Annotated in this window: 25 protein-coding genes; 6 read left to right on the top strand and 19 right to left on the bottom strand. The window is 65.5% G+C overall.

Annotation, left to right across the window (positions count from 1 at the left end):
* The first annotated feature begins 361 nt into the window (after positions 1–361).
* The gene (hpt, locus tag QO014_RS07715; protein WP_266348099.1) at positions 362–901 is read left to right on the top strand and encodes a hypoxanthine phosphoribosyltransferase; all 540 of its coding nucleotides are present in this window, start codon (positions 362–364) and stop codon (positions 899–901) included.
* Positions 902–924: 23 nt separating this feature from the next.
* Positions 925–1,335: a response regulator gene (locus tag QO014_RS07710; RefSeq protein ID WP_266348098.1), complete on the top strand. Its 411-nt coding sequence runs from the start codon at positions 925–927 to the stop codon at positions 1,333–1,335.
* On the opposite strand, the gene QO014_RS07705 is transcribed toward QO014_RS07710, so the two are convergent.
* From QO014_RS07705 to argH, 6 genes are all read right to left on the bottom strand, one after another.
* Positions 1,329–3,878 carry a TIGR02302 family protein gene (locus QO014_RS07705; protein WP_266348097.1) on the bottom strand — a complete coding sequence of 850 codons (2,550 nt, stop codon included), beginning with the start codon at positions 3,876–3,878 and terminating at the stop codon, positions 1,329–1,331. The two genes, QO014_RS07710 and QO014_RS07705, sit on opposite strands and share 7 nt — an antisense overlap.
* A gap of 158 nt (positions 3,879–4,036) precedes the next feature.
* The gene (locus tag QO014_RS07700) at positions 4,037–4,786 is read right to left on the bottom strand and encodes a glucose 1-dehydrogenase (protein ID WP_266348096.1); all 750 of its coding nucleotides are present in this window, start codon (positions 4,784–4,786) and stop codon (positions 4,037–4,039) included.
* A 94-nt stretch (positions 4,787–4,880) separates the two neighbouring features.
* Entirely contained in the window at positions 4,881–5,282 is a 402-nt protein-coding gene (locus QO014_RS07695) for an ArsR/SmtB family transcription factor (RefSeq protein ID WP_266348095.1), read from the bottom strand.
* Between the two features lie 13 nt (positions 5,283–5,295).
* A complete protein-coding gene (gene lysA / locus QO014_RS07690) occupies positions 5,296–6,564 on the bottom strand; it encodes a diaminopimelate decarboxylase (protein ID WP_266348094.1) in 1,269 nt (422 codons plus the stop codon).
* A 74-nt stretch (positions 6,565–6,638) separates the two neighbouring features.
* A complete protein-coding gene (lptM, locus tag QO014_RS07685; RefSeq protein WP_266348093.1) occupies positions 6,639–6,836 on the bottom strand; it encodes an LPS translocon maturation chaperone LptM in 198 nt (65 codons plus the stop codon).
* Positions 6,837–6,911: 75 nt separating this feature from the next.
* Positions 6,912–8,306 carry an argininosuccinate lyase gene (argH, locus tag QO014_RS07680; protein ID WP_266348092.1) on the bottom strand — a complete coding sequence of 465 codons (1,395 nt, stop codon included), beginning with the start codon at positions 8,304–8,306 and terminating at the stop codon, positions 6,912–6,914.
* Positions 8,307–8,334: 28 nt separating this feature from the next.
* Between argH and tlpA the strand changes: the two genes are divergently transcribed.
* Positions 8,335–8,994, top strand: a complete 660-nt coding sequence (gene tlpA / locus QO014_RS07675) for a thiol:disulfide interchange protein TlpA (protein WP_266348091.1) — start codon at positions 8,335–8,337, stop codon at positions 8,992–8,994.
* A gap of 141 nt (positions 8,995–9,135) precedes the next feature.
* On the opposite strand, the gene QO014_RS07670 is transcribed toward tlpA, so the two are convergent.
* From QO014_RS07670 to QO014_RS07615, 12 genes are all read right to left on the bottom strand, one after another.
* Positions 9,136–9,540 carry a type II toxin-antitoxin system PemK/MazF family toxin gene (locus tag QO014_RS07670; protein ID WP_266348090.1) on the bottom strand — a complete coding sequence of 135 codons (405 nt, stop codon included), beginning with the start codon at positions 9,538–9,540 and terminating at the stop codon, positions 9,136–9,138.
* Positions 9,541–9,550: 10 nt separating this feature from the next.
* On the bottom strand, positions 9,551–10,432 hold the full coding sequence (locus QO014_RS07665; RefSeq protein ID WP_266348089.1) for a 3-hydroxybutyryl-CoA dehydrogenase: 882 nt from the start codon (positions 10,430–10,432) through the stop codon (positions 9,551–9,553).
* Positions 10,433–10,534: 102 nt separating this feature from the next.
* Entirely contained in the window at positions 10,535–11,470 is a 936-nt protein-coding gene (locus QO014_RS07660) for an electron transfer flavoprotein subunit alpha/FixB family protein (RefSeq protein WP_266348088.1), read from the bottom strand.
* A gap of 1 nt (position 11,471) precedes the next feature.
* On the bottom strand, positions 11,472–12,218 hold the full coding sequence (locus QO014_RS07655) for an electron transfer flavoprotein subunit beta/FixA family protein (RefSeq protein WP_266348087.1): 747 nt from the start codon (positions 12,216–12,218) through the stop codon (positions 11,472–11,474).
* 118 nt (positions 12,219–12,336) lie between these two features.
* The gene (locus QO014_RS07650; RefSeq protein WP_266348086.1) at positions 12,337–13,056 is read right to left on the bottom strand and encodes a rhomboid family intramembrane serine protease; all 720 of its coding nucleotides are present in this window, start codon (positions 13,054–13,056) and stop codon (positions 12,337–12,339) included.
* A 36-nt stretch (positions 13,057–13,092) separates the two neighbouring features.
* The gene (locus QO014_RS07645) at positions 13,093–13,665 is read right to left on the bottom strand and encodes a cob(I)yrinic acid a,c-diamide adenosyltransferase (protein WP_266348085.1); all 573 of its coding nucleotides are present in this window, start codon (positions 13,663–13,665) and stop codon (positions 13,093–13,095) included.
* Positions 13,666–13,675: 10 nt separating this feature from the next.
* On the bottom strand, positions 13,676–13,867 hold the full coding sequence (locus QO014_RS07640) for a twin transmembrane helix small protein (protein WP_266348084.1): 192 nt from the start codon (positions 13,865–13,867) through the stop codon (positions 13,676–13,678).
* A gap of 80 nt (positions 13,868–13,947) precedes the next feature.
* The gene (locus QO014_RS07635) at positions 13,948–14,457 is read right to left on the bottom strand and encodes a TspO/MBR family protein (RefSeq protein ID WP_266348083.1); all 510 of its coding nucleotides are present in this window, start codon (positions 14,455–14,457) and stop codon (positions 13,948–13,950) included.
* A 59-nt stretch (positions 14,458–14,516) separates the two neighbouring features.
* Positions 14,517–15,350 (bottom strand): SDR family oxidoreductase, encoded by an 834-nt coding sequence (locus tag QO014_RS07630; RefSeq protein ID WP_266348082.1) that lies wholly within the window; start codon positions 15,348–15,350, stop codon positions 14,517–14,519.
* Between the two features lie 111 nt (positions 15,351–15,461).
* Entirely contained in the window at positions 15,462–16,841 is a 1,380-nt protein-coding gene (locus QO014_RS07625) for an extensin-like domain-containing protein (protein ID WP_266348081.1), read from the bottom strand.
* A gap of 90 nt (positions 16,842–16,931) precedes the next feature.
* The gene (locus QO014_RS07620) at positions 16,932–17,870 is read right to left on the bottom strand and encodes a Gfo/Idh/MocA family protein (RefSeq protein WP_266348080.1); all 939 of its coding nucleotides are present in this window, start codon (positions 17,868–17,870) and stop codon (positions 16,932–16,934) included.
* Between the two features lie 55 nt (positions 17,871–17,925).
* Positions 17,926–18,246 carry a sulfurtransferase TusA family protein gene (locus QO014_RS07615; protein WP_266348079.1) on the bottom strand — a complete coding sequence of 107 codons (321 nt, stop codon included), beginning with the start codon at positions 18,244–18,246 and terminating at the stop codon, positions 17,926–17,928.
* Positions 18,247–18,393: 147 nt separating this feature from the next.
* On the opposite strand from QO014_RS07615, the gene QO014_RS07610 reads away from it, so the two are divergent.
* From QO014_RS07610 to QO014_RS07600, 3 genes are read left to right on the top strand one after another with little or no spacing between them, the layout of a single operon-like run.
* On the top strand, positions 18,394–19,824 hold the full coding sequence (locus QO014_RS07610; protein ID WP_266348078.1) for an MATE family efflux transporter: 1,431 nt from the start codon (positions 18,394–18,396) through the stop codon (positions 19,822–19,824).
* On the top strand, positions 19,821–20,924 hold the full coding sequence (locus QO014_RS07605) for a GNAT family N-acetyltransferase (protein WP_266348077.1): 1,104 nt from the start codon (positions 19,821–19,823) through the stop codon (positions 20,922–20,924). The genes QO014_RS07610 and QO014_RS07605 overlap by 4 nt, the downstream gene beginning before the upstream one ends.
* Positions 20,921–21,889, top strand: a complete 969-nt coding sequence (locus tag QO014_RS07600; protein WP_266348076.1) for a cupin-like domain-containing protein — start codon at positions 20,921–20,923, stop codon at positions 21,887–21,889. Before QO014_RS07605 ends, QO014_RS07600 begins: the two co-directional genes overlap by 4 nt.
* Before the next feature lie 25 nt (positions 21,890–21,914).
* Here the strand turns inward: QO014_RS07600 and QO014_RS07595 are convergent, their stop codons facing one another.
* Positions 21,915–22,523: a CAP domain-containing protein gene (locus QO014_RS07595; protein ID WP_266348075.1), complete on the bottom strand. Its 609-nt coding sequence runs from the start codon at positions 22,521–22,523 to the stop codon at positions 21,915–21,917.
* Positions 22,524–22,568: the final 45 nt, after the last annotated feature.

Raw genomic sequence — 22,568 nt, 5'->3', positions numbered from 1 at the left:
AAGGCAAAGACACGGCGGCTCCCCGATCGCGATGCCCCTGTCTTTTTGCCGTCCGGTCGGGGCGAGGGCAGATGAGCATGTGGCCAATCGGTGAGAGAGCGGGACGTCGAGCGGCTCCGGCGCAGCCCAGACCGGCGCGATCGGCACAATTTGGCGGCAAAGCCGCCGGATATCGCGACCGCAGGCTTGTGCTTTTGGCGGAAGGCGGTCAGGACATCCGGGCTTGGTCCAGGGGACCGGTCGGGGTTTTTGCCTTGCCCGTGATGTCCCCGAGCTTCGAAACGAGGATTGCGCCGCGACCGGACCGAGCCTTCCGGGTTGTGGCGCGCTTCGCCGGCACGGCGACGGAAGGAACTGATTGATGCCCGTGGTTCGTGGCCGGTCTATCCGGATACTGTACGACATTGACACCATCGCAGCGCGCAACCGCGAACTCGCGGCCGAGATTGCGGAGGCCGGCTATCACGATCTCCTGGTGATCTCGATCCTCAAGGGGAGCTTCGTCTTCGCGGCCGACCTGATCCGGGCGCTGCACGAGGCGGGTCTGGCGCCGGAGGTCGAGTTCATCTCGCTGTCGAGCTATGGCGCCGGTACGGAATCGAGCGGCAAGGTCCGCGTCGTCAAGGACATCGAGAGCGAAGTCGCGGGTCGAGACGTTCTTCTCATCGACGATATTCTCGAATCGGGCCGCACGCTCTCCTTTGCCCGCCAGCTGATGGTCGAGCGCGGTGCGCGCCGGGTCGGCGTGGCGGTGCTCCTTGAAAAGCCGGGCAAGCGGGTCGTCGAGACCAAGGCCGATCATGTCGGCTTCGTCTGCCCGGATCTGTTTGTGGTCGGCTACGGCATGGATGCGGCGCATGCGTTCCGCGAACTGCCGTTTGTCGGCGTGGTCGAGGACTGAGAGGCACGGGACTAAGGGGCGCGATGGCACGAATTCTTGTCACGGAAGATGATGATGCGGTGCGGAGCTTTGTGGCGCGGGCGTTGACGCTCGACGGCCACAGGATCGTCACTGCCGAGGATGGCGCCGACGCGCTCGACGTGCTTCGCCGTGAGGCCGGGGCCTTCGACCTTCTGCTTTCGGATATCAAGATGCCGATGCTGGACGGCATAGCACTTGCGCTCGAGGCCGCGCCCGAGTTCCCGAACCTCACAATATTGCTGATGACCGGCTTCGCCGACCAGCGCGAGCGGGCCGAGGAGCTCGACCGCATCGTCCATGATGTCGTGCCGAAGCCGTTCTCGCTGGCTGAAATCCGCCACGCGGTCGGTGGCGCGCTGGCCGCCGGCCGTATGCGCCTCGGCGGCGCCGAGACGGCTGCCGCCATTCAATAGGGCTCGAGCAGCCGCTCCAGATAGTCGCGCTCGATCAAGGGGCGCGCTGCATCACCCAGGCGCTTGCGGATCGCGTCGAGGATCTCGCGGGCGCGCTGGGTATCGATCGCGTCGGGAACCTTGACCGACGAGCCGAGGTCCGTGCCCCGGCTTTGTTGGCGCCGACCGAGCGGATCCTGTCCCTGGCCGCGCGCCGTCCCGGTACCGGGCTGCGTACCCGTGCCGTTCTGCCGCGCCATCTGCTCAGCCAGACTGCGCGCGCCGTCGCGTAGCGCCTGCAGCGCCTCGCCCTGCGGCCCGACCGCCTGTCCCGGCTGGCCCTGCCCGAGTTGATCCGTCGCCTCGCCCATGGAGCGACCGGCTTGGCCGAGCTTGCCGTCGGGCTTCATGCCCTGGCCTTCCATCTGCTTCTGCAGGTCCTGCAGCGCCTGGGCGAGGTCCTGCTGGCCTTTGCGGAGCGCATCGAGAGCCTGCTGGCGTTCCTGCGGCGTCATGGGCTGCTGTTCGGCGCCGCTGCCATCGGTGTCGGGATCCATCTTGAAGGTCTTGTCCATCAGCTCCTGCTGGCGACGGATCATCTCGCCAAGCTTGTCGAGCGCCTGGTTCATCTCACCCTGCTGGCCCTGTTGCTGCTGGGCCTGCTGTGAACGACCAGCCTCCAGATTCTCCATCATCTGTTGCAGCTCGCTCAGCATTTGCTGCGCGGCCTCCTTCGAGCCGGTCTTGGCGAGGTTCTCGATCTGGTCGAGCATCTTCTGCAGGTCTTCCGGCCGCAGCATCTGGGCGTTCGGGTTCGCGGCCTGCTGGTTTGCCTGCGGGTTCTTCTGCGCCTGCTCGGCCAGGGCCTGGAGATATTTGTCCATTGCGGCGCGGAGATCCTGCATCGCCTTTTCAAGTTCGGCGTCCGAGGCGTTGTTCTCGATCGCCTTGCGCAATGCTTCCTGCGCCTGCCGCAGATCCTGCGCCGCAAGCGACAGATCGCCATCCTCGATGCCGAGCGCGATTTCCCAGAGGAAGTCGACGACGCTGACCAGATCGGCGTCATCGCGAGCGCCGGTCAGGCGGTGATAGGCAGCGCGCAGGGACAGATAGACGCCGTCCTGCTGGAACTTGGACGGGTCGACGGTGATCGCGTCGAGCGCCATGGCGACATAGCCGGCCTTGTTGGCGTCGAGCGCCAGCGTGCGGCGTTGTTCGACGACAGCGCGCGCCAGCGGATTGTTGAAACGCCGGGCCGGCAGCACAAACTCGATCGGCGCGCTTTCGCCGGTCTGGTTCATCTCGTCGGTCGCGACCAGCGTCATGCGGACTTTGGCGCCGGCCCAGGGATGCGCGCTCAGGTCGCGTATGGTCTCGCCTGTGCCTTCGCGCATGCGCAGCCGCGGCAGGTTCAGCGGCAATTCCGGCGCCTCGACGAGCGGCCGCGCGCCATCGCCGGTCGTGGGATCTGCATTGACGATGAGGCCCTTGGCGGAGACGACGCCGTAATCGTCGCTGACCGAGTAGGCGAGCGACAGCGAGCCGCTGGCCGTCGCGCCGGGTTCGCGCGTCGGGCTGATCTTCGGCGGCTCGTCGGGCGTGACCGCGAAGCTCCAGCCCATCATCGTCGTGCCGTTGCGATCGATCCTGACCGTGCTGTCTCCGACCAGCGTCAGACGGCGCTCCGCCGGTGCGCCGGTCGGGCCCGCCTTGTCCGCCGGGGCAACATCGAGCGGAACCGGCCGGCCGTCCTTGGTGAGGGCCGTGACACCGAGATCGGCGGTGTCGGGCATGCGGATGGTGACGGTGGAACCCTGCGGCACCGTGATGGCGCGCTCGGACTCTGCCGCAACAGGTCGGTTCACGTCACCGGTCAGGAATATCGGGGGATGGCCGGTATAGGCCGGCGGCGTGACCCAGGCATCGATGCGGGGCGCCGCCTCGGCCATGATCGTGGTCGGCCGCACGGCATCCGCGAGCCGGCCGCCGCGATCGGGTCCGGCCGCGATGAAGGTCACGAGCAGCAACAGCGGCACCAGGAAGCGCAGCGCATAGGGGTCGCGGCGGTTCATGCCCGGCGCGGGCCAGCCGGCCTTGAGCTGTTGCAGGCGTTCGAGCAGGCGCAATCGGTGGGCACGCCACAGCGCCAGCGTCAGTTCGTCCTCGGTCGGATGCGAGAGAGGATCGTCGAAGGCAACCGCCGGACGATGAGCCTCGCCGCTTTGCCGTGCGACGCGCGCCAGCGCTTCATCAGGGCCGGGCCAGGCGACGTGGCGAAATCGCAGCGCCAGAAAGAGCAGAATGGTGCCGAAGAGACCCAGCAGGCCGAAGCGCGCCAGCTCAGGCAGCGCCGTCCAGATGCCGAGCCAGGACAGGATGAGGAAGACGCCGACGGTGCAAAGGATCGGAACGATCAGGGGCCAGACGCGCTCCCACAGAAGTGCCGCCTGTGCACGCCCGCCCGCCGCTGCAATGCGCCGGCGGGCCATGGCCTCTGCGGCCGGGGGAAGGTCCCGTCGAATAGCGGGGCCGTTCTGGTCGTTTTCCCTAGCGGGGTCGGTCATCACCGCTCCGTCTCGTCCTCCGCGCCCGCCACGACAAGCACTCTAGCAAGAGAGCTGGTGCAGCGCGACCCTAAAGGCAAGACGTCGATTTCAAATGCGTTCCGTCCGGATGTCCGGGCGGAACGCCATTCGACGCCGTGTCGGCGCCGCTTCTTATGTTAGCGCATGCCGCCGGAGGCGAGCAGGAGCTCACCCGTGAGCCAGGCGGAATCGGACGAGGCGAGGAAGACCGCGATCGTGCCGATATCGGCCGGCTGACCTATACGTCCGAGCGGAGTCTGCGCGACCAGCTGCTTTTCCATGTCGCTGCCGACTATGCCGGCCGCATGCGTGCCTTCGGTCTCGACGCCGCCCGGATTGATCGAGTTCACGCGGATGTTCCGGCCGGCGAGTTCCTTCGACAGCACATGCGTAATCGCGTCGACGGAAGCCTTGGTCGCCGTATAGATGGCGGTATTCGGCATGGGGAGTTGGCTGATGGTCGAGCCGATATTGATGACGCTGCCACCATCGGCGTTGAAGTGCTTCACACCTTCCTGTGTCGTCAGCAGCAAGCCGAGCACATTGGTGTTGAATTGCCGGTGGAACTCGTCTTCCGTGACGGCCTCGAGCGCCCCGAACTGGTAGACACCGGCATTGTTCACCAGAATGTCCACCGCGCCATAGGCCGTCTTCGCTTCGTCGAAAAGCCGCTTCACGTCGGCTGCCTTCGAGATGTCACCCTGGACGGCGACGGCCTTGCCACCCTTGCTCTCGATATCCGCGACGACGCGATCGGCACCTTCGCGGCTGGAGGCGTAGTTCACCACGACCGAAGCGCCGGCGGCCGCCAGTTCCTTGGCGATGCCCGCCCCGATGCCCTTCGATGCGCCCGTCACGACCGCAACCTTGCCTGTCAGTTTGCTCAACTCATCCACTCCTGTTGGGTTCGAGTTGATTAGACAATTAGATAATCATCTAATCATTACAAGTGCGACAGGTGTGTCGGAGAGCTACTTCTTTTCAGATTTCCGAAAGCTGGCGCAGATAGGCGTCGAGAACGCCACGCTTCAGCACGAGGCTCGCGAACTTGCCCTCGCGCACGATCTCGATCAGGCCCGCATTCTCCAGCTCTTTCATGTGATGCGACATCGTCGCCGCACTCACCTTCTGGCTCTGGACAACGCAGCTGCAGGCAACCGGTGCACCAGCGGCGCCGATTTCCTTCAGGATCTGATAGCGCCGGGGCTCAGCCAGCGCCTTGGAGATGAGCGTGAACTGCCGATCGCTGAGGCGCAGGCGCTCTCCCGTTGCGGCATTCGAGGATGAAATGAACGTGTCGGCGTTCGTCATCCAGCCTATATCGGCCCTGTGCGGCGCCTTGGCAATGCGCGTTGCCCCAGGATCGACCGCGGGTCGCGCCACCAAACGACGTTCGCTAAGGCAGCCAGGGCGGCAGGCGGTCCATGCCGATCAGTTCCTCATAGGTCTGGCGCGGGCGGATCACGGCGAAGCGGTCGCCATCGACGAGAACCTCGGCAGCGAGCGGATGGGTGTTGTAGGTCGAACTCTGCACCGCGCCATAGGCGCCCGCCGTCATCACCGCCATGAGGTCTCCCGGGTTGACCGCCGCGATCGTGCGATCGAGCCCGAGATAGTCGCCGGTCTCGCAGATGCCGCCGACAATGTCCGCCTTCATGGTCGGCGTCGCGATGCCGGGCAAGCGCACGGGGCGAATATCGTGATGCGCCTCGTAGAGAGTCGGGCGGATGAGATCGTTCATCCCGGCATCGACGATGACGAAGTTCTTCGCCGCGCCTTCCTTCACATACACGACCTCGGCGACGAGGATGCCGGCATTGCCGACGATCAGACGGCCCGGTTCGAACAGGATCTTGGCGCCCAGATTGCCGAGCCGCTTCCTGACGATGGCCGCGAAGGCCATCGGGTCCGGCGGTGCCGGATCGTCGAGGCGGTACGGTATGCCGAGGCCGCCACCGCCATCGACATGCTCGATCGTGTGGCCGTCTTCGCGCAACTCGCGGACGAGGTCGGCGAGCAGCCCATAGGCCGTGTCGAACGGCTCCAGATCGGTGATCTGGCTGCCGATGTGCATGTCGACGCCGATGATGCGAATGCCGGGCAGCGCGGCGGCGTGGGCATAGACCGCCCGTGCGCGCTCATAGGGGATGCCGAACTTGTTCTCGGCCTTGCCCGTGGTGATCTTGGCGTGGGTCTTCGCGTCGACGTCGGGATTGATCCGGATCGAGACCGGAGCGTGCAGCCCCTTCGAGGCCGCGACCTCGGAAATCTGGACGAGCTCCGGCTCCGATTCGACGTTGAAGCAGTTGATGCCGGTGTCGAGCGCGAAGGCGATCTCGCGCGCCGTCTTGGCGACGCCCGAAAACACGATCTTCTCCGGCGGGCAGCCGGCGGCGAGCGCGCGGCGCAACTCGCCCTCGGAGACCACGTCCATGCCCGCGCCCTCATTGATGAGCGTACGCAGAACGGCCTGGTTCGAATTCGCCTTCATGGCGTAGCAGACCAGCGTGTCGAGCCCGGTCAACGCCTCGCGGAAGACACGAAAATGGCGCGTCAGCGTCGCGGTCGAATAGCAATAGAACGGGGTGCCGACGGCGGCTGCGATCTCGGGGACGGGCACGCCCTCGGCATGGAGGACGCCGTCGCGATATTCGAAATGATTCATGGTGGATCGGCGACCGGCACGCCGCCGCTTTCATTCGTGGTGTCGGGAGCGGCTGGGCCTCGGCCCGTCCGCGATCAGATCAGCTTGTCGATCCAGAGTTTTCGGTCCGGGCGCAGCGGGACCGAAGTGTCGACCTTCTCGCCGCGCTTCTGCGCTTCGGCCGCACTGGTTGCCTGAGCGCCGCTCGGCGGCGGCTCCAGCGGCCCCTTGACGCCACAGCCGGCGAGGGTCAGGGCGGCGAGGAAAAGAACGATACGGGTCGAGGCGGCCAAGGCGACGTCTCCAGGAATTTCCAGATGGCGGCGCATCTTATCCGATCGCGCCGCCGCGTCATTGCCGAAGTTGGCTCAGCGGCGCTTCTCGCGCGCCAGCGCGTTCTGCCAGCGCTTGGCCTGCGACCGCACATTCTTCGGCGAAGTCCCGCCATAGCTCGTACGGCTGCGGACCGATTTGTCGACGGTCAGCACCGAATAGACGGCATCGGTGATCGCGGGGTGCACGGCCTGCATGTCGGCAAGCGGCACCTTGGTCAGCTCGATATCGCGCTCCGACGCGATCGCAACGATGCGTCCCGTCACGTGATGGGCTTCGCGGAACGGCATATTGAGCGCGCGCACCAGCCAGTCGGCGAGATCGGTCGCCGTCGCAAAGCCGGAGCCAGCCGCCTTCTTGAGGTTCGCCGCCTCGGGCTCCATGTCGAGCACCATGCCGGTCGCGGCCGCGATGGCGAGTTCCAGGCTCTCGAAGGCGTCGAAGGCCTGTTCCTTGTCTTCCTGCATATCCTTCTGATAGGCGAGCGGAAGACCCTTCATGACGATCTGCAGCGCGGTCTGCGCGCCGATGATGCGCCCCGTCTTGGCGCGCACCAGTTCGGCCGCGTCGGGATTGCGCTTCTGCGGCATGATCGACGAGCCGGTCGTGAACTTGTCGGAAAGCTTGATGAAGCGGAATTGCGCCGAAGACCAGATCACGATCTCCTCGGCGAAGCGCGACAGGTGGATCGCACAAAGGCTCGCAGCGGCCAGCGCCTCGATGACGAAATCGCGGTCGGAGACGCTGTCGAGCGAATTGGCCGTCGGACGGTCGAAGCCGAGCGCCTTGGCGGTGTCGAAACGGTCGATTGGAAAGCTCGTGCCGGCGAGCGCCGCGGCGCCGAGCGGATTCTCATTCAAGCGCCTGCGCGCATCCTGGAAACGGCCGCGATCGCGCCCGATCATTTCGACATAGGCGAGGAGATGATGGCCGAAGGTGACCGGCTGCGCGCTCTGCAGATGGGTGAAGCCCGGCATGACCTGGCCGGCATGGAGAAACGCCTTGTCGGCGAGCGCGATCTGAAGCTCGCGCAGCGCTGCGTCGACAGCATCGATCGTGTCGCGGACCCAAAGCTTGAAGTCGGTCGCGACCTGGTCGTTGCGCGAGCGCGCCGTATGCAGGCGGCCTGCGGGCTCGCCGATCAGCTCCTTGAGGCGCGATTCGATATTGAGATGGATATCTTCCAGCGCCCGCGAGAATGTGAACGTGCCCGCTTCGATTTCTCGCAGGATCGTGTCTAGACCCGCTACGATCTTTTCGGCATCGTCCGCGCCGATAATGCCCTGGCGGGCGAGCATCCGGGCATGCGCCTGTGATCCGGCGATGTCCTGGCGGTAGAGCTTCTTGTCGAAGTCGATCGACGCGTTGATCTCTTCCATGATCGCGGCCGGGCCTTCGGAGAAGCGGCCGCCCCACATCGAATTGCTCATGAACACTCTCTTCGGAGGTCGGAACTAGATGGACGAAACGCGCGGCAAGACGCGTCTGCGAATGGTGATCGGTGTGGCGGCGATCGCGGGGATCGCCGCAGGTTTGGCGGCGGTATACGTGAGCGGGGCCTTGGATGGCAACGGCGGTGATCAAGCCTCTGCCGATTGCGCGCCTGCGGTCAAGGCTGCGGGCCTGCTGGCGCCGCTCGCCAAGGGCGACGTGGCGGCCTTCCAGGTCGCGACCGAACCCGTCTCGCTGCATGGATTGAGCTTCCAGAAGGCCGATGGCTCCAAGGCGACAATCGGCGATTTCGCCGGCAAGACCGTGCTGCTGAACCTCTGGGCGACATGGTGCGCGCCGTGCCGCAAGGAAATGCCTGCGCTCGATCGGCTCGAGGCGAGCAAGCCGGGCGACGATTTTTCCGTGGTGGCCGTCTCGATCGACACGCAGGACCCCGCGAAGCCGAAGCAGTTCCTGGACGAGATCGGCGTCAAGGCACTGGATTTCTACGGCGATCCGACGACGGGAATCTTCTCCGGCCTCAAGAGTCGCGCCATGGCCGTTGGCCTGCCGACGACCGTGCTGATCGACCGGAAAGGCTGCGCGCTCGGCGTGATGTCGGGCCCGGCCGAATGGGATTCCGAGGACGCCAAGGCGCTGATCGCTGCGGCGCGAACGAGTGTGTGAGACAAAAAACTAAGGGAGCCACGCGGCTCCCTTAGTCTGTAGTTCCCTCGCGGGAAGCGGACACCCTTACGGGGCCGTATGTGTTATCAATATACGCAATGATACGATCTCTTTCAATGTATACGGCCGGCGCTCAAGCTCTCATTCCGACGACGGCGGCAGCTTGGGCAGCAAGTCCAGCACGATCCGCAACAACGCGTGAAATTCGTCCTCCGGCATCCGAACGATGCCATTCTTGTCAGGCAACAATCGGCTGACGGCCACGGTGGTGGGCTTGTCGCAAATCGCCCAAGCAGCGCGGCCGTCTATGGTTGTCCGCAATGGAAATGCCAAGCGCGGATCCTGCTGCGCCTGTGTTGAACACGGAATGACCGTGACGGACCCAAACAGAGTGGCCCTGTAGGACAGGATGACCACAGGACGCCGTTTCCAGAACTCAGGCAGGTGTGCATCGAGCGGAAAATCACACCAATAGATCTGTCGGATCTTGGGTGCCGACTTCAGTCGTGGCGCTACACGAGGAGGCGGTTCCTGTTCCTCGGCCACCAGATAGCCCTTATCGCGTCGGGACGGGGTGCTCGCCGCGATAATCGTAGAAGCCGCGATTGGTCTTGCGGCCGAGCCAGCCGGCTTCGACATATTTCACGAGAAGCGGGCAGGGGCGGTATTTCGAATCGGCCAGCCCTTCATAAAGCACCTGCATGATCGAGAGGCAGGTGTCGAGGCCGATGAAATCAGCGAGCTGCAGGGGCCCCATCGGATGGTTGGCGCCAAGCCTCATCGCCGTGTCGATCGCCTCGACCGAGCCGACGCCCTCATAGAGCACGTAGATCGCCTCATTGATCATCGGCAGCAGGATGCGATTGACCATGAAGCCCGGGAAGTCCTCGGCGACGGCGACGGTCTTGCCGAGCTTCGCGACATAGGCTTTCGCGGCCTCGAAGGTCTCGTCGCCCGTTGCAATGCCGCGGATCAGCTCGACGAGCTGCATGACCGGGACGGGATTCATGAAGTGAATGCCGATGAACCGCTCCGGGCGGTCGCTCGCCGAGGCGAGGCGCGTGATCGAGATCGAGGAGGTGTTGGTCGCCAGCATCGCGTCCGGCCGCAGCACCGGACAGACCGACGCGAAGATCTTGCGCTTGACCTGTTCGTTCTCCGTCGCGGCCTCGATGACCAGATCGCAATCGCCGAGCGCGTCGACGGCTATTGCCGGCCTGACGCGCGCCATGGCGGCCTTGCGGTCATCCTCGGTGATGCGGCCTGAGTGAACCTGGCGCGACAACGTGCCGTCAATGGTCGCAAGACCCTTGATCACGCGCTCTTCGGCGACGTCGTGGATAAAGACGTCATAGCCCGCCAGCGCGCTCACATGGGCGATGCCGTTGCCCATCTGGCCCGCGCCGATGACGCCGATCGTTGAAATCGCGTTGCTCATGCTCGAAACGGGCCTCTCTTCTTTCGACATCACTTGGCGCCGGAACGCCGGCCGTGCCAATCGAGCACGGCCGTGCGGAATGTCAACCACTGCAGGCCGAGCTTAGCCCTTCAGCGCGGCGATGAAAGCCGGTACGGCCGAGAAAAGATCGTCGACCAGGCCGTAATCGGCAACCTGGAAGATCGGCGCGTCGGGATCCTTGTTGATCGCGACGATGATCTTCGAATCCTTCATGCCGGCGAGGTGCTGGATCGCGCCGGAAATGCCAACGGCGACATAGAGGTCCGGCGCGATGACCTTGCCGGTCTGGCCGACCTGGAGATCATTGCCTGCATAACCCGCGTCGACAGCCGCGCGCGAGGCGCCGATCGCAGCCTTCAGCTGGTCGGCGAGAGGGGCGATGACCTCGTTGAATTTCTCCGCCGAACCAAGGGCGCGGCCGCCGGAAACCACGATGCGCGCCCCGGCGAGTTCGGGGCGGTCCGAGGTCGAGAGATCCGCGCTGATCCAGCTGGAAAGGCCGGTGTCCGTCGGCACGCCGACGGTCTCGATCGGCGCATTGCCGCCCGTTCCGGTCGCAGGGAAGGCTGCGATGCGGACCGTGATCACGCGCTTCGGATCGTGGCTTTCGACCGTCTCGATCGCATTGCCTGCATAAATCGGACGCTCGAACACGGTTGGCGAGATGACCTTGGTGATCTCGGACACCTGCATCACGTCGAGCAGCGCCGCGACGCGCGGCAGCACGTTCTTGCCCGATGCCGTCGCAGGCGCGACGATCGCGTCATAGCCGTCGGCCAGCGAGACGATCAGCGCCGCGACTGGCTCGGCGCGGCGGTGCGCCAATTCCTCGTCGTCGGCGAGCAGCACCTTGGCGACGCCATCGAGTTGCGCGGCCTGCTCGGCCACTGCGCGGCAATGGAGTCCGGCGACCAGTATGTCGACCGGCGCGCCGAGGGCCTTTGCCGCGGTCAGGGTCTTGGCGGTCGCCTCGTTGAGGCTGTGATCGTCATGTTCAGCGATGATCAGCGTGGTCATGTCAGATGGCTCCCGCTTCTTTCAGCTTCGCCACGAGTTCGGCGGCGGATGCGACCTTGATGCCACCGGTGCGGCCTGCGGGCTCGACGGTACCGAGGACGGTGAGACGCGGCGTGACGTCGACGCCGAGCGCTTCCGGCGTCGTCTCGTCGAGCGGCTTCTTCTTGGCCTTCATGATGTTGGGCAGCGAGGCGTAGCGCGGCTCGTTCAGGCGCAAATCCGTTGTCACGATCGCGGGAAGCTTGAGCGCGATCGTCTCCGATCCGCCGTCGATCTCGCGGCTGACGGTGGCGCCGCCATCGGTGAGCACGATCTTCGAGGCGAAGGTCGCCTGCGGCCAGCCGAGCAGTGCCGCCAGCATCTGGCCGGTCTGGTTCGAATCGTCGTCGATCGCCTGCTTGCCCAGAATGACGAGGCCGGGCTCTTCCGCCGCGATGACGGCCTTCAGCAGCTTCGCGACCGCGAGCGGCTCGATGCGGGCGTCGGTCTTGACGAGAATGCCGCGATCGGCACCCATGGCGAGGCCGGTCCGAAGCGTTTCGGCCGCCTTGTCCGGGCCGATCGACACAACCACGACCTCGGTTGCAAGGCCGGCTTCCTTGATGCGCAACGCTTCTTCGACGGAAATCTCGTCGAAGGGGTTCATGGCCATTTTGACGTTGGCGAAATCGATGCCGGTCCCATCCGGCTTGACCCGGATCTTCACGTTGGCGTCGACCACCCGCTTCACGGGTACAAGGATCTTCATATCGGCAATCGTCCCCAGTTCGGGCGCGCCGGCTCATGACCAGTTGGCCGGCTTTCGGCGCGGGACCGTATCGGCGGTATCCGGCCAAGTCAACGCGCGCAGGACCGCTTGGAACGGCTCAAATCACCGGTTCAGCGGCGATCAGAGCCGGCTCGTCGCGCGCGAGCAGGGGAACGCCGCGCCGGCGCATGACGAGGATCAAGACTGCGCCGGTCAGGAAGCCGCCGAGATGGGCCGCCCAGGAGATTTCGCCCGGGGGGCCGAACAAGAAGCTGTAGACCTGCCACAGGATCCAGAAGCCGAGCACCCAGACGGTGCGCAGCCTGAGCGGAATGCGGAAGAGCAGCAGGATCCAGATCTTCACGCGCGGATGCAGGATCAGATAAGCGGCGATGACGCCGGCAACCGAGCCCGACGCACCGATCAACGCCATGTCCGAGCCCGACGCAACGGCGACATGGGCAAGACCACCGCCGATCGCGCAGAGCAGGTAGAACACCAGGAACCGCACCGGCCCCATCGCATCCTCGACATTATCGCCGAAGACCCAGAGGAACAGCATGTTGCCTGCGAGATGCCAGACATCGCCGTGCAGGAAGCTCGACGTGATGAAGGTCAGATATTCCGGCGCATGGAAGATGCCGGGCGTGCGGACATGGATGCCGGCGAGCGTCGAGGGGATGAGCCCGAAGGCCATCACCGAGCGGGCCTCGGCCTCGGCATTGCCGCCGCCCTGATAGAGCAGGAAGATCAATACGTTGAGCACAACGATACTGCGCGTCACCCAGGGGAAGCGGATGTAGCGAAGCGGGTTCTGGTCGTGCAGCGGAACGAACATGGATCGTCTCTGCGCCTGCTCTTCGGCGGTTCGGTATCAGCGATTCTGGCCGGGCACCCACAGAACATCGCCCGAACCGCGATCATTCACGAATCGGGCCGCGACGAAAAGGAAATCCGATAGGCGATTGATATAGCGCATTGCCGATGGGCCGACTTCTTCTCGGGTGGCGAGTTCCACCATCAATCTCTCGGCGCGGCGGGCCACTGTCCGCGCGACATGGAGATGCGCGGCCGCCGCCGTACCGCCGGGCAGCACGAAGGAGCGGAGCGGCGCGAGCTCGGCATTGAGCAGGTCTATCTCGCCCTCCAGCCGCTCGACTTGATGATCGATGATCCTGAGCGCCTCCCGGCCGGGCTTGACGCTGGCGGGTGGCGTCGAGAGATCGGCGCCGAGGTCGAACAGGTCATTCTGGATACGCCCGAGCATGGCGTCGAGATCGGGAAAGGCCGCCAGATGAAGCCGAACCGTGCCGATCACGGAATTGGTCTCGTCGACCGTGCCGTAGCTTTCGACACGCAGATCGGATTTCAAGCGTCGTTCGCCCGCGCCGAGGCCGGTCGTGCCGTCATCGCCGGTCTTGGTGTAGATGCGGTTCAGGACCACCATCGCATTTCTCCTATTTCGAGGAGAAATAGAGCGCGGCCATCATGACGACGAGCGCCACGAATTGCAGGATCACGCGCCAGCGCATCAATGTCTGCGAGCGATTGGCCGATCCGCCACGCATCATGTTGATCAAGCCGAGGATCAATACGCCCGCGACTGCAATCAGCGCGATCGGTGTCAGGAAATAGAAGAAGCTGCTCATGGCTCTGCCGTAACGGGAATCGGATTTATTCCCTTATACGCGGGAAGCACGAAAGCGTGTCATGCAGCGCCGTCGCAGCGTCAGTTCAGGGCGAAGATGGAGACGTTGAGCAGCGTCGCGAACGAGACCCAGGCGAAGTAGGGTGCAAGCATCCAGGAAGCCGGCCGGTCGACCGGGTAAAAAAGCCTGATCGTCGCCGCAATGGCCACGAGCAGCGCGATGATGACGAAGATCGCGAGGCCGGGCGCATGGGCTGCGAAAAACGCCGCCGACCAGCCGATATTGAGAGCCAGCTGGATTGCGAACGCGATGGTGGCTTTGCGCCGGGTGGAGCCGGTGGCGCGAATCCAGACGCGCCACATGGCGATCGCCATCAGCGCGAACAAGGCGGTCCAGACCGGAGCGAATATCCAGTTCGGCGGATTGAAGGGCGGCTTGACGAGGTTCTCGTACCATCCGGGGATGTTCGGGGTCGTCAGCAGGGATCCGATCCCCGCGGCTGCAAAGCAGACGACCAGGCAGATCGCAAGAATAGCGATCGATGGCAGGCCCGATTGTTTCAGACCTTCAGCCTGATGTACCGCGCTCATGGACGACGACCCTTCATGGCAAAGCCTGAATCAATTCCGCCTCGGCCGTTTGGTTCCCGTCACGAATTGCCAGCGATGAGCTTGTCCATCAGCCTCGTCGGCAGGATCCGCTTCAGGAAGGCCGCGCCGCGCGTCAGCGTCGTGACGTGATAGCGCGCCCTCGGCCGTGGGCTTTCGAGCGCGTGGATCAAGGCCGCTGTCACGGCCTCCGGTCCGAGCTTGAATCGTGACGGGCGGCGGGTGCCGGTCAGTCGGGCGAGTTGCGACTGGTACTCGGCACGATGGACCGACGTCTCGACATCGACCGTCGTGCGGAAATTCGCGAGCGCGTTCTGCGTGAAGCGCGTGGCGATCGGGCCTGGCTCGATCAGCGAAACGTGGATACCGCTGCCCGCAAGTTCGATGCGCAGCGTGTCCGTCAGCCCTTCCAGCGCATATTTGGAGCCGACATAGGCGCCGCGATATTTGCCGGCGACGAGGCCGAGAATGGACGAACACTGGATGATCCGGCCACCGCCCTGCGCCCGCATGACCGGCACCATGCGGCGCGTCAGCGTGTGCCAACCAAAAAGGTTGGCCTCGAACTGGCGGCGCAGAACATCGGTTGTCAGGTCTTCGATGGCTCCGACCTGGCCATAGGCGCCGTTGTTGAAGAGTGCGTCGAGCTGACCACCGGTGGCCGCAAGTACGGCATCAGCGGCGTCGAGGATCGATGCTTCGTCGGCATAATCGAGCCTCAGAGAGTCCAGCCCCTCCGCCTGGAGGCGCGCCAGATCGTCGGCCTTTCGGGCGGTAGCGAAGACGCGCCAACCGCGCGCCTTGAGGGTTTGCGCCGCGTCATAGCCGATGCCGGACGAAGCGCCGGTGATCAGGATCGTGCGGGGCAGGGACATGCGAACACCTTCAGCATCGGCCACTTGCGGGGCCGCGCCGCGCGACGATGGCGGCTGATGCTATCTGCCATTGCCGGAGGGGCGCGGCAATGCGGGTCGATCGAGTCCGCGCTAGTGACAATAGCGGCTGTTCCCGTTCCGGCCGCGATGGCGCATGTCGAGATGGAGATGGTCTTCATGATAGCCATCCGAACCCGGGCCCAGCACCGTCATGAAAACGCTGCAGCCCTCTTCTCGCACCGCCTGGATGAAATCGCTGTCGCCGGGCTGGTCGTCATCCTTCTCGACCGTCACCCAGCGGCCACCAATCTCGAAGGCGCTGATATCGATCGCGTTCATGAAGGCATGCTCTGACAATTGCGCGCCGACGACACGGTTTCGGCCGCGACAGCTGTACGAATCCGCGACCCGCAGCGCCGTCACGGGCGCGCCGAACTTGGCCTGCGCTGCGGGCTGCACCTCTGTATCGAGCCAGCGAGCAAGCATGGTCGTCATCTCGCAATTGATCGTCGCGGCAGGCTGCAGCGCGACCTTGCCGTCGTCGAGCGCGGTCACGCTGAAAGGGTCCGGCGCGCCGCAGGCATCCTGCTGCACCGCTGGCATAGGCTTGGCAGCGATCTTGAGCCCGGCAAGTCCTGCCCGGCAGGCCGCGAACTCGGCCGGCGTGCTGGGGATCGCCGGCACGATCGGCGGAATGATCGCGGCGAGCATGACGCTCGGCTTGCCGCGTGGCAGCGGCACACCGTCCGCGCCATCCATGTCCTTGACCAGCGGCTCCATGGGTGCCGTCGCGTCGGGCGCGTGATCGTCCTGCTCGACCTCGGCCCGGTCGGGCACGATGACCGTGCCGAGCGGGATCGCGGAACTCGCCGTGGACGGCCAGTTCATCGGGGTCGCCAGCGCAGGCGGCGCGAAGGCCAGTTCGTCGGCCCGGTCGGACCAGGCGGGAGCGGCGCCCGCCATTGCGGCCGTCGCCGCACGGGCTCGCTCCGCGCGGATCGTGCCGTCCGGCGCAATGGCGACGGTCGCCACCTTTTCGATCCTGGCGGAGGGGGCCGGCGCAACGCCCGTCGGCTGGCCGGACGGAGAAGCGATCGCGTCCCCGCTGTCAGTCGGTTTCGCGCGCGGCGGCGGAACGGTCGCGACAAGCGGCGCTTCTTGCTCCGTCTGCGGTGCTTCCGCCTTGTCGGCCAAAGGCGCATCTGCCGGAAGGCCTGCGGGCGTCGTCTCGGCTGCCGTGGGCTTCGGCCGCGGCTTGGCGGTTACGACGGCTTTGTCGACCGGGGCTTCCACCTGTTTTTCAACTGTCTCAGGCGCTTTGGTCGGCTTGGTGCGGCGATGGGTCTTGAGCGGCTTCTGCTGAACGCGCGGGATGATCTTTTCGAAGAGCTGGTCCGGCGTGACCGCTTGAGCTGTGATCGGCATCGACACGGGCAAAAGCAGCGACACGGGCAGGAGCAGCGCGGCGAAACATGCCAGACGTCTGATCACTGCCCGTGTTCGCGCTGTCATGAGCCGCTCCCCCGCTAATCTCTCCGACTAACGCTGGACTGCATGATTTGGTTTCGCGGCACGGAGATCCTACCAGTCGAAGGCGTCGGTGGTCTGACGCCGCCCCACCAGCATTGCGTCGGCGACGAGACGGAGCGGCGCCCCGTCGACATCGCTCTCGCGCTTATCGAGCAGTTCGGCAAAGCGCACATAGATGCGCTCATATTCCTCGCTCGGTGCCTCGACGACGATCTTGCCGTCGATCTCCAGAATGGTGCCGCCCTTGTAGAGGCGGACTCTGCGGCCATCGCCGGTCTCGATCATCATGTGCCACTTCTCGTCGCCCTGTTCGCGCCAGTCGAAATCGGCGGTCAGCGTCGGATTGGCGGGATCGGCCGAGGAGAAGACGAGCTTGGCGCCGATCGGCGTCTGGCGATTGGCGGGATAGGTCAGCTCCGCACTCTTCACGAAGGGCGGCGTCGGCATGATCTTGACGAAGATCGAGAGCGCATTGATGCCGGGATCGAACACGCCGAAGCCGCCGGGCTCCCAGACCCAATCCTGCCCCGGATGCCACTTCTTCACATCCTCGCGCCATTCGATCCGGATCGACTTGACCCCGGCTTCGGCAAGCAGCGCCTTGGTGGCGTCGACGGCCGGATTGAATTGCGAATGCCAGGTCGCGAACAGCACGCGGCCCTTCGATGCGGCATAGGCCTCGAGGTCGGCAAACTCGGCGAGGGTTGCTGCCGGCGGCTTTTCGAGCAGAACATCCTTGCCGGCGTCGATCGCCTGACGGGCAATGGCGTGGCGGACATCCGGCGGCGTGCAGATCGCGACGGCCTCGATATCGGGCACGGCCGCATACATCTCCGCCGGCGTCTTGAAACTCGGCACCGCGCCATGGCCGAGGCCGCGCTGGCTGGTCACGCCGACCAGCTCGAAATCACTGTTCTTGTCGATGACCGGCAGATGCTGGTCCTGCGCGATCTTGCCGAGACCGATGATCGCTATCTTGTGCTTGGCCATGCCGGCTCCTCCCCTCTGTTCGTCTGCTCTGGCGAGCCTCACACTGCTTCTAGGATCAAAGCGGGTCGCGGTCGAGCCGTCGCTCAGAGGCCGACTCGGCTCGATCCGTGCCCCGTTCGATCAGGAACCGCAAGATCGGCGGCGCGGAGCGATCCTGGTTCACGAGAATGTGGCCGTCCTCGTGGCAGAGATGCGGGATGTCGATCGCCGCCATCGGGTCGGTCGCCTCGACCAGGAGCCGCGCACCGGGCGCCATCTGCGCGAGCATTTTCCGCGCCTTCAAGACGGGGAGGGGACAGGCGAGGCCGATGGCGTCGAGCCGGCGATCGTCCGGAGAGGGGGCGTGCGAGCCGACAATGGTGTTGCCCTGATCCATCCCTGATGTTGCATCCCGTTGCATTTGGCGCACTCGCGCGCTGCGATCTCGGCGAACGCTTTCTTAAGCCGGAGAGCATACGCACATTCGGCATCGTCGGCAGCAGGCCGGATGCTGGTCGTCGAGCTTCGCCTTGTGGATGGTCGAATGCGCGTTTCCGTTGCCGGTGTGATCGAGCGCTGGGCGCCGCGGCCGCTGCGCGCCCGGCTGGCCGGCCCCGCCGCCTGGGCTGATGGCGCGCTGCTCGGCGCAGATGATCGCGCCGTGGCGCGGCGGATCGCGCTCGCGACCTTCCTGGTCCGAATCGCCTCCGCCGTGATCGCCTATCTGAGCCAGGTCCTGCTCGCGCGCTGGATGGGCGATTTCGAATATGGTGTCTATGTCGTCGTCTGGGTCGGTGCCGTTATCATAGGCGGCCTCTCCTGCCTCGGCATCCAGACGGCGCTCGTCCGCTTCATCCCCGAATATGCCGCCCGCGGCGCATTCGATCTGCTGCGCGGCGTGATGCTCGGCAGTCGCCTCCACGGCATCGTCACGGCAACAATCGTGGCGGCGGCGGGCGTCGCCGGTGTGGCGCTCTTCCGTGCCGAGATCGCCCACTATTACCTGATGCCGCTCTATCTCGCGGCGATCTGCATTCCTATGCTGGCGATCGGCGAAATCCAGGACGGGCTGGCGCGTGGCTTCAACTGGGCCGATCTCGCGCTTTGGCCGACCTTCATCATTCGGCCGCTGTTGATCATCGTGCTGACCTATGCCGCGATCCGGCTCGGCGGCGCGCCCGATGCGGTCACGGCCATGATCGCGGCGATCGTGGCGACGTGGCTGGTGGCGCTCGGCCAGATGGTCGCGATCAGCCGCCGCGTGCGCCGGACGGTGCCCGCCGGCCCGCGGCGCACCCAGTCGCTGCACTGGATCGCCGTGGCACTGCCGATCTTCCTCGTCGAGGGCTTCTTCAACCTGCTCACTAATGTCGACATACTGATCGTCGGCCAGTTGCGCCCGCCGGAGGAAGTCGCGGTCTATTTCGCGGCCGTGAAGACGCTGGCGCTGGTCCATTTCGTCTATTTCGCCGTCCGCGCTGCGCTGATGCCGCGCTTCTCGCAATATTACGCCTCGGGCGAACATGATCGCTTCGAGGCCTCGGTACGCGATTCGCTGCACTGGACCTTCTGGCCATCGGTCGCGGCGGTATTGCTGCTTTTCGTCTTCGGCCGGCTGCTGCTCGCCATGTTCGGGCCGAGCTTCGTCGGCGGCTATTCGCTGCTCTTCATCTTTGCGATCGGCCTGCTGTTCCGTGCCTCAATCGGCCCGGCCGAGAGCATTCTGACCATGGCGGGGGAGCAGCGCATCTGCGCGGCGGTCTATGCCGGCACCTTCCTCGTCAATCTGGTGCTGAACTACTCGCTGATCCCGCGCTTCGGCCTGGAGGGGGCGGCGATCGCGACGACGACGGCCCTGATCGTGGAAACGGTCGCCGTCTATTGGGCCGTCCGCTGGCGGCTCCGCCTGCGCTGCTCGATCCTGCACATCTTCAGCGGCAGCCTGCGGATTTTGCCGCGCGCGGATGCGGCATGAACGCCGCTGAACCGCCGCCTTCGGACTGGGCCGGCCTCGCGGTGAGGTCGATCGAACAGAATCCCTTCTTCGCCCCTTTTCTCACCCGCGCGGCGCTTGCCCATCTCGCCAAGGGCCATGTCCACCTCGCGGCGGTGCGTAACGCCTGCGGGCGACTGATCGCCCTGGCGCCCGTGGGCGGCATGCGACTTGGGCGCCTCCTGCCGGCCCGCGCCGTCTGGACGCATCTCTACGGGCCGCTCGGCACGCCGCTGATCGATGCCGAACAGCAGGACGAGGCGGTCTCAGGGCTCATCGCCGCTATGGATGGCAAGCGTCGCCATGGCGCCCTGCTGGTCTTTCCTGATCTGCCGATCGACGGGCCGGTCTCACAGACGCTTCAGGCGCAGGCCCGGGCGGCCGGACGACCGGTGGCGATCATCGCGCCCTATCGCCGGGCGGCGCTGTTCCATGCCGACGAACCGCCTGTCGCCGTTCGCGACGGGTTGCCTCCGAAGCGGCGCAAGGAATTGTCCCGGCAGTTGCGCCGTCTCAGTGAAGAGGGCGTACTCACCATCGAGGTGAGCCCGGCCGCCACGGCGATCGACGATTTCCTCGCTCTGGAAGCGGGGGGCTGGAAGGGCGCGCGCGGCACGGCGCTTGCCCGCCGGCCCGAGGCCGAAGCCTTTATGCGCGCGGCCATTGAGGGGGCGGAGGAGGGTGCTGCGGCGATCATCGCCATGCGGCTCGACGGTCGTCCAGTCGCGATGCTGCTCGTCTTCCGGTCGGGCGATATGGCCGTCACCTGGAAGATCGCCCATGACGAGGCGCTGGCGCGCTTTTCGCCCGGCGTCCAGCTGATGCTGGAAGCATCCGACCGGCTGATGTCCGATCCCGCACTCAGGCGGATCGATTCCCTCGCCAGCGCCGACCACCCGATGATCGACCGGCTCTGGCCGGACCGCATCGGCATCGCTACGCTGGTGATCGGCCCGCGCAATGGACGGCTCGGCTTCGTGCTCGGCGTGGCGCTGGCGCGTGCCGAGGCGAAGGCCCGCGCCATGCTGCGCAATGTCATTCGCCGCAGGGCGGCGCGGTCCGGCAGGGAGGTTTCCTCATGACGAAGGCGAAGCCGGGCGGGGCCGAGGGCGCGCGATGGATCGATTTCGACAGGGCGACGCTGGCAAAGGCGTTTCCGGCCGAGCCCTTCACCTATCGTCACCGCCTTGCCGATCATCCGCTGCTGCAGCTCGACGCGCTGGCGCAGCTCGCGGCGGAGCTGCCGCGCGACCGGCTCGAATATAATTCCGGCCGCCTGCAGCCGGACCAGCGGCCCGAGGAAACGCCCGGCATCGATCTCGAGCCGGAGGCAATCGTGCGCCAGATCGAAACGGCCGGCGCTTGGATGGTGCTGAAGAATGTCGAGGCTCTGCCCGCCTATCGCGCCCTGATCGACGCGGTGCTCGCCGATGCCGCGCGCGCCGCCGGTCGCGATAGTCTCGCCGGGGCCGGCATGATCGAGCCTATGGGCTTCATCTTCGTTTCGTCGGCGCATTCGGTGACGCCGTTCCACATCGACTATGAGGAGAATTTCTTCGTTCACCTGCATGGCGACAAGGCCATGCACGTCTTCGACAATCGCGATCGGTCGATCGTCGACGAGGCGGGGCTCGAAACCTATCCGGGCAAGCACCGCAATCATCGCTACAGCGCGGCATACGAGGCCAGGGGACGGGTGTTCCGGTTCGGGCCCGGCGACGGGCTCTTCCTGCCCTATACCTGGCCGCATTGGGTCGAAACGGGCGAGGACTGGTCGATCTCCATGGCGATCACGTGGAAATCGCCGGCCGATCGGCGGCTCAACAAGCTCTATTTCGTCAATGCCGTGATGCGGCGCCTCGGCCTGCCGCAGGCAAGGCCCGGAGCGCGTCCCTGGACGGACGGCCTCAAGGTCGCGGCCTATACGCTGGCGCGCGTGCCGATCGAACCGCTGCGGCGCAGCGAAGCCATGCGCCGCCGGCTGCGCGGCCTGATCTTCGGCCGCAAGGCGAACTACTTCTACGCAAAGCCCGGGAAGAAGGCCTGACCGGGGCCAGGCCGCTTCATCGCAGCTATTTGGTCATCACCGCGCCGCCGATCGAGACGACGGTGCTGCCATCGGCCGGCAGTGGCGCGCCCATTGCCGCTGGCGGCTCATAGGGCTTGGCGAGGATCAGCGACCAATAGACCTTGTACTTGCTGTTCGGCGCATAGGCGGTGCCGATGCCGAGCTTCGTCACGCCGGGGCGCAGCATGTTGGCGTTGTGCGACTTCGAATCGCGCCAGCCGGAAAAGGCCTCCGCGAGCGTGCGATAGCCCGCTCCGACATTCTCGACCGCGATGCCCGCATCGAAGCCCGAAGCGGCAAGGCGCTTGTTGAACGCGCCGCCACCCTTGACGTCATGGCTGACCTGATCGACGGCGGCCATGGCGCGGGCCTGGTCGGCGGCCATCTTGTTCAGCGCCGCATCCGGCACGACCGCGCTGAGCCCGCGGGCGGTGCGGTATCCCGTGATCAGATTGGCCGCAGTTTGCGGATCGACCGCCGCGCCGGCCGCGTCGAGGCGGTCATAGAAGATCGGCGATCGGGGCGTTTCGACCGTCTCGGAGCAGCCGGCCAGCACCGTGGCACCGAGAAGACCCATGGCAATCAGGGTCAAGGGTCTGGGTAGAGACTTCATCGGACGGCCTCGTGCGGAACCGGGGGACAGGAACGATTCTATGGA

The sequence above is a fragment of the Kaistia dalseonensis genome, from assembly GCF_030814715.1.
In the GTDB taxonomy this organism is placed as follows: Bacteria; Pseudomonadota; Alphaproteobacteria; order Rhizobiales; family Kaistiaceae; genus Kaistia; species Kaistia dalseonensis.
This window is presented reverse-complemented; position numbering and strand designations above follow the sequence as displayed.

Coding starts and splice junctions, on each gene's coding strand:
- QO014_RS07705 (WP_266348097.1), bottom strand. CDS start 3,878: ATGACCGACCCCGCTAGGGAAAACGACCAGAACGGCCCCGCTATTCGA.
- QO014_RS07635 (WP_266348083.1), bottom strand. CDS start 14,457: ATGAGCGCGGTACATCAGGCTGAAGGTCTGAAACAATCGGGCCTGCCA.
- QO014_RS07630 (WP_266348082.1), bottom strand. CDS start 15,350: ATGTCCCTGCCCCGCACGATCCTGATCACCGGCGCTTCGTCCGGCATC.
- QO014_RS07610 (WP_266348078.1), top strand. CDS start 18,394: ATGCGCGTTTCCGTTGCCGGTGTGATCGAGCGCTGGGCGCCGCGGCCG.
- QO014_RS07620 (WP_266348080.1), bottom strand. CDS start 17,870: ATGGCCAAGCACAAGATAGCGATCATCGGTCTCGGCAAGATCGCGCAG.
- QO014_RS07615 (WP_266348079.1), bottom strand. CDS start 18,246: ATGGATCAGGGCAACACCATTGTCGGCTCGCACGCCCCCTCTCCGGAC.
- QO014_RS07640 (WP_266348084.1), bottom strand. CDS start 13,867: ATGAGCAGCTTCTTCTATTTCCTGACACCGATCGCGCTGATTGCAGTC.
- QO014_RS07665 (WP_266348089.1), bottom strand. CDS start 10,432: ATGAGCAACGCGATTTCAACGATCGGCGTCATCGGCGCGGGCCAGATG.
- tlpA (WP_266348091.1), top strand. CDS start 8,335: ATGGACGAAACGCGCGGCAAGACGCGTCTGCGAATGGTGATCGGTGTG.
- QO014_RS07605 (WP_266348077.1), top strand. CDS start 19,821: ATGAACGCCGCTGAACCGCCGCCTTCGGACTGGGCCGGCCTCGCGGTG.
- QO014_RS07645 (WP_266348085.1), bottom strand. CDS start 13,665: ATGGTGGTCCTGAACCGCATCTACACCAAGACCGGCGATGACGGCACG.
- QO014_RS07655 (WP_266348087.1), bottom strand. CDS start 12,218: ATGAAGATCCTTGTACCCGTGAAGCGGGTGGTCGACGCCAACGTGAAG.
- argH (WP_266348092.1), bottom strand. CDS start 8,306: ATGAGCAATTCGATGTGGGGCGGCCGCTTCTCCGAAGGCCCGGCCGCG.
- QO014_RS07595 (WP_266348075.1), bottom strand. CDS start 22,523: ATGAAGTCTCTACCCAGACCCTTGACCCTGATTGCCATGGGTCTTCTC.
- hpt (WP_266348099.1), top strand. CDS start 362: ATGCCCGTGGTTCGTGGCCGGTCTATCCGGATACTGTACGACATTGAC.
- QO014_RS07660 (WP_266348088.1), bottom strand. CDS start 11,470: ATGACCACGCTGATCATCGCTGAACATGACGATCACAGCCTCAACGAG.
- lysA (WP_266348094.1), bottom strand. CDS start 6,564: ATGAATCATTTCGAATATCGCGACGGCGTCCTCCATGCCGAGGGCGTG.
- QO014_RS07650 (WP_266348086.1), bottom strand. CDS start 13,056: ATGTTCGTTCCGCTGCACGACCAGAACCCGCTTCGCTACATCCGCTTC.
- QO014_RS07600 (WP_266348076.1), top strand. CDS start 20,921: ATGACGAAGGCGAAGCCGGGCGGGGCCGAGGGCGCGCGATGGATCGAT.
- QO014_RS07710 (WP_266348098.1), top strand. CDS start 925: ATGGCACGAATTCTTGTCACGGAAGATGATGATGCGGTGCGGAGCTTT.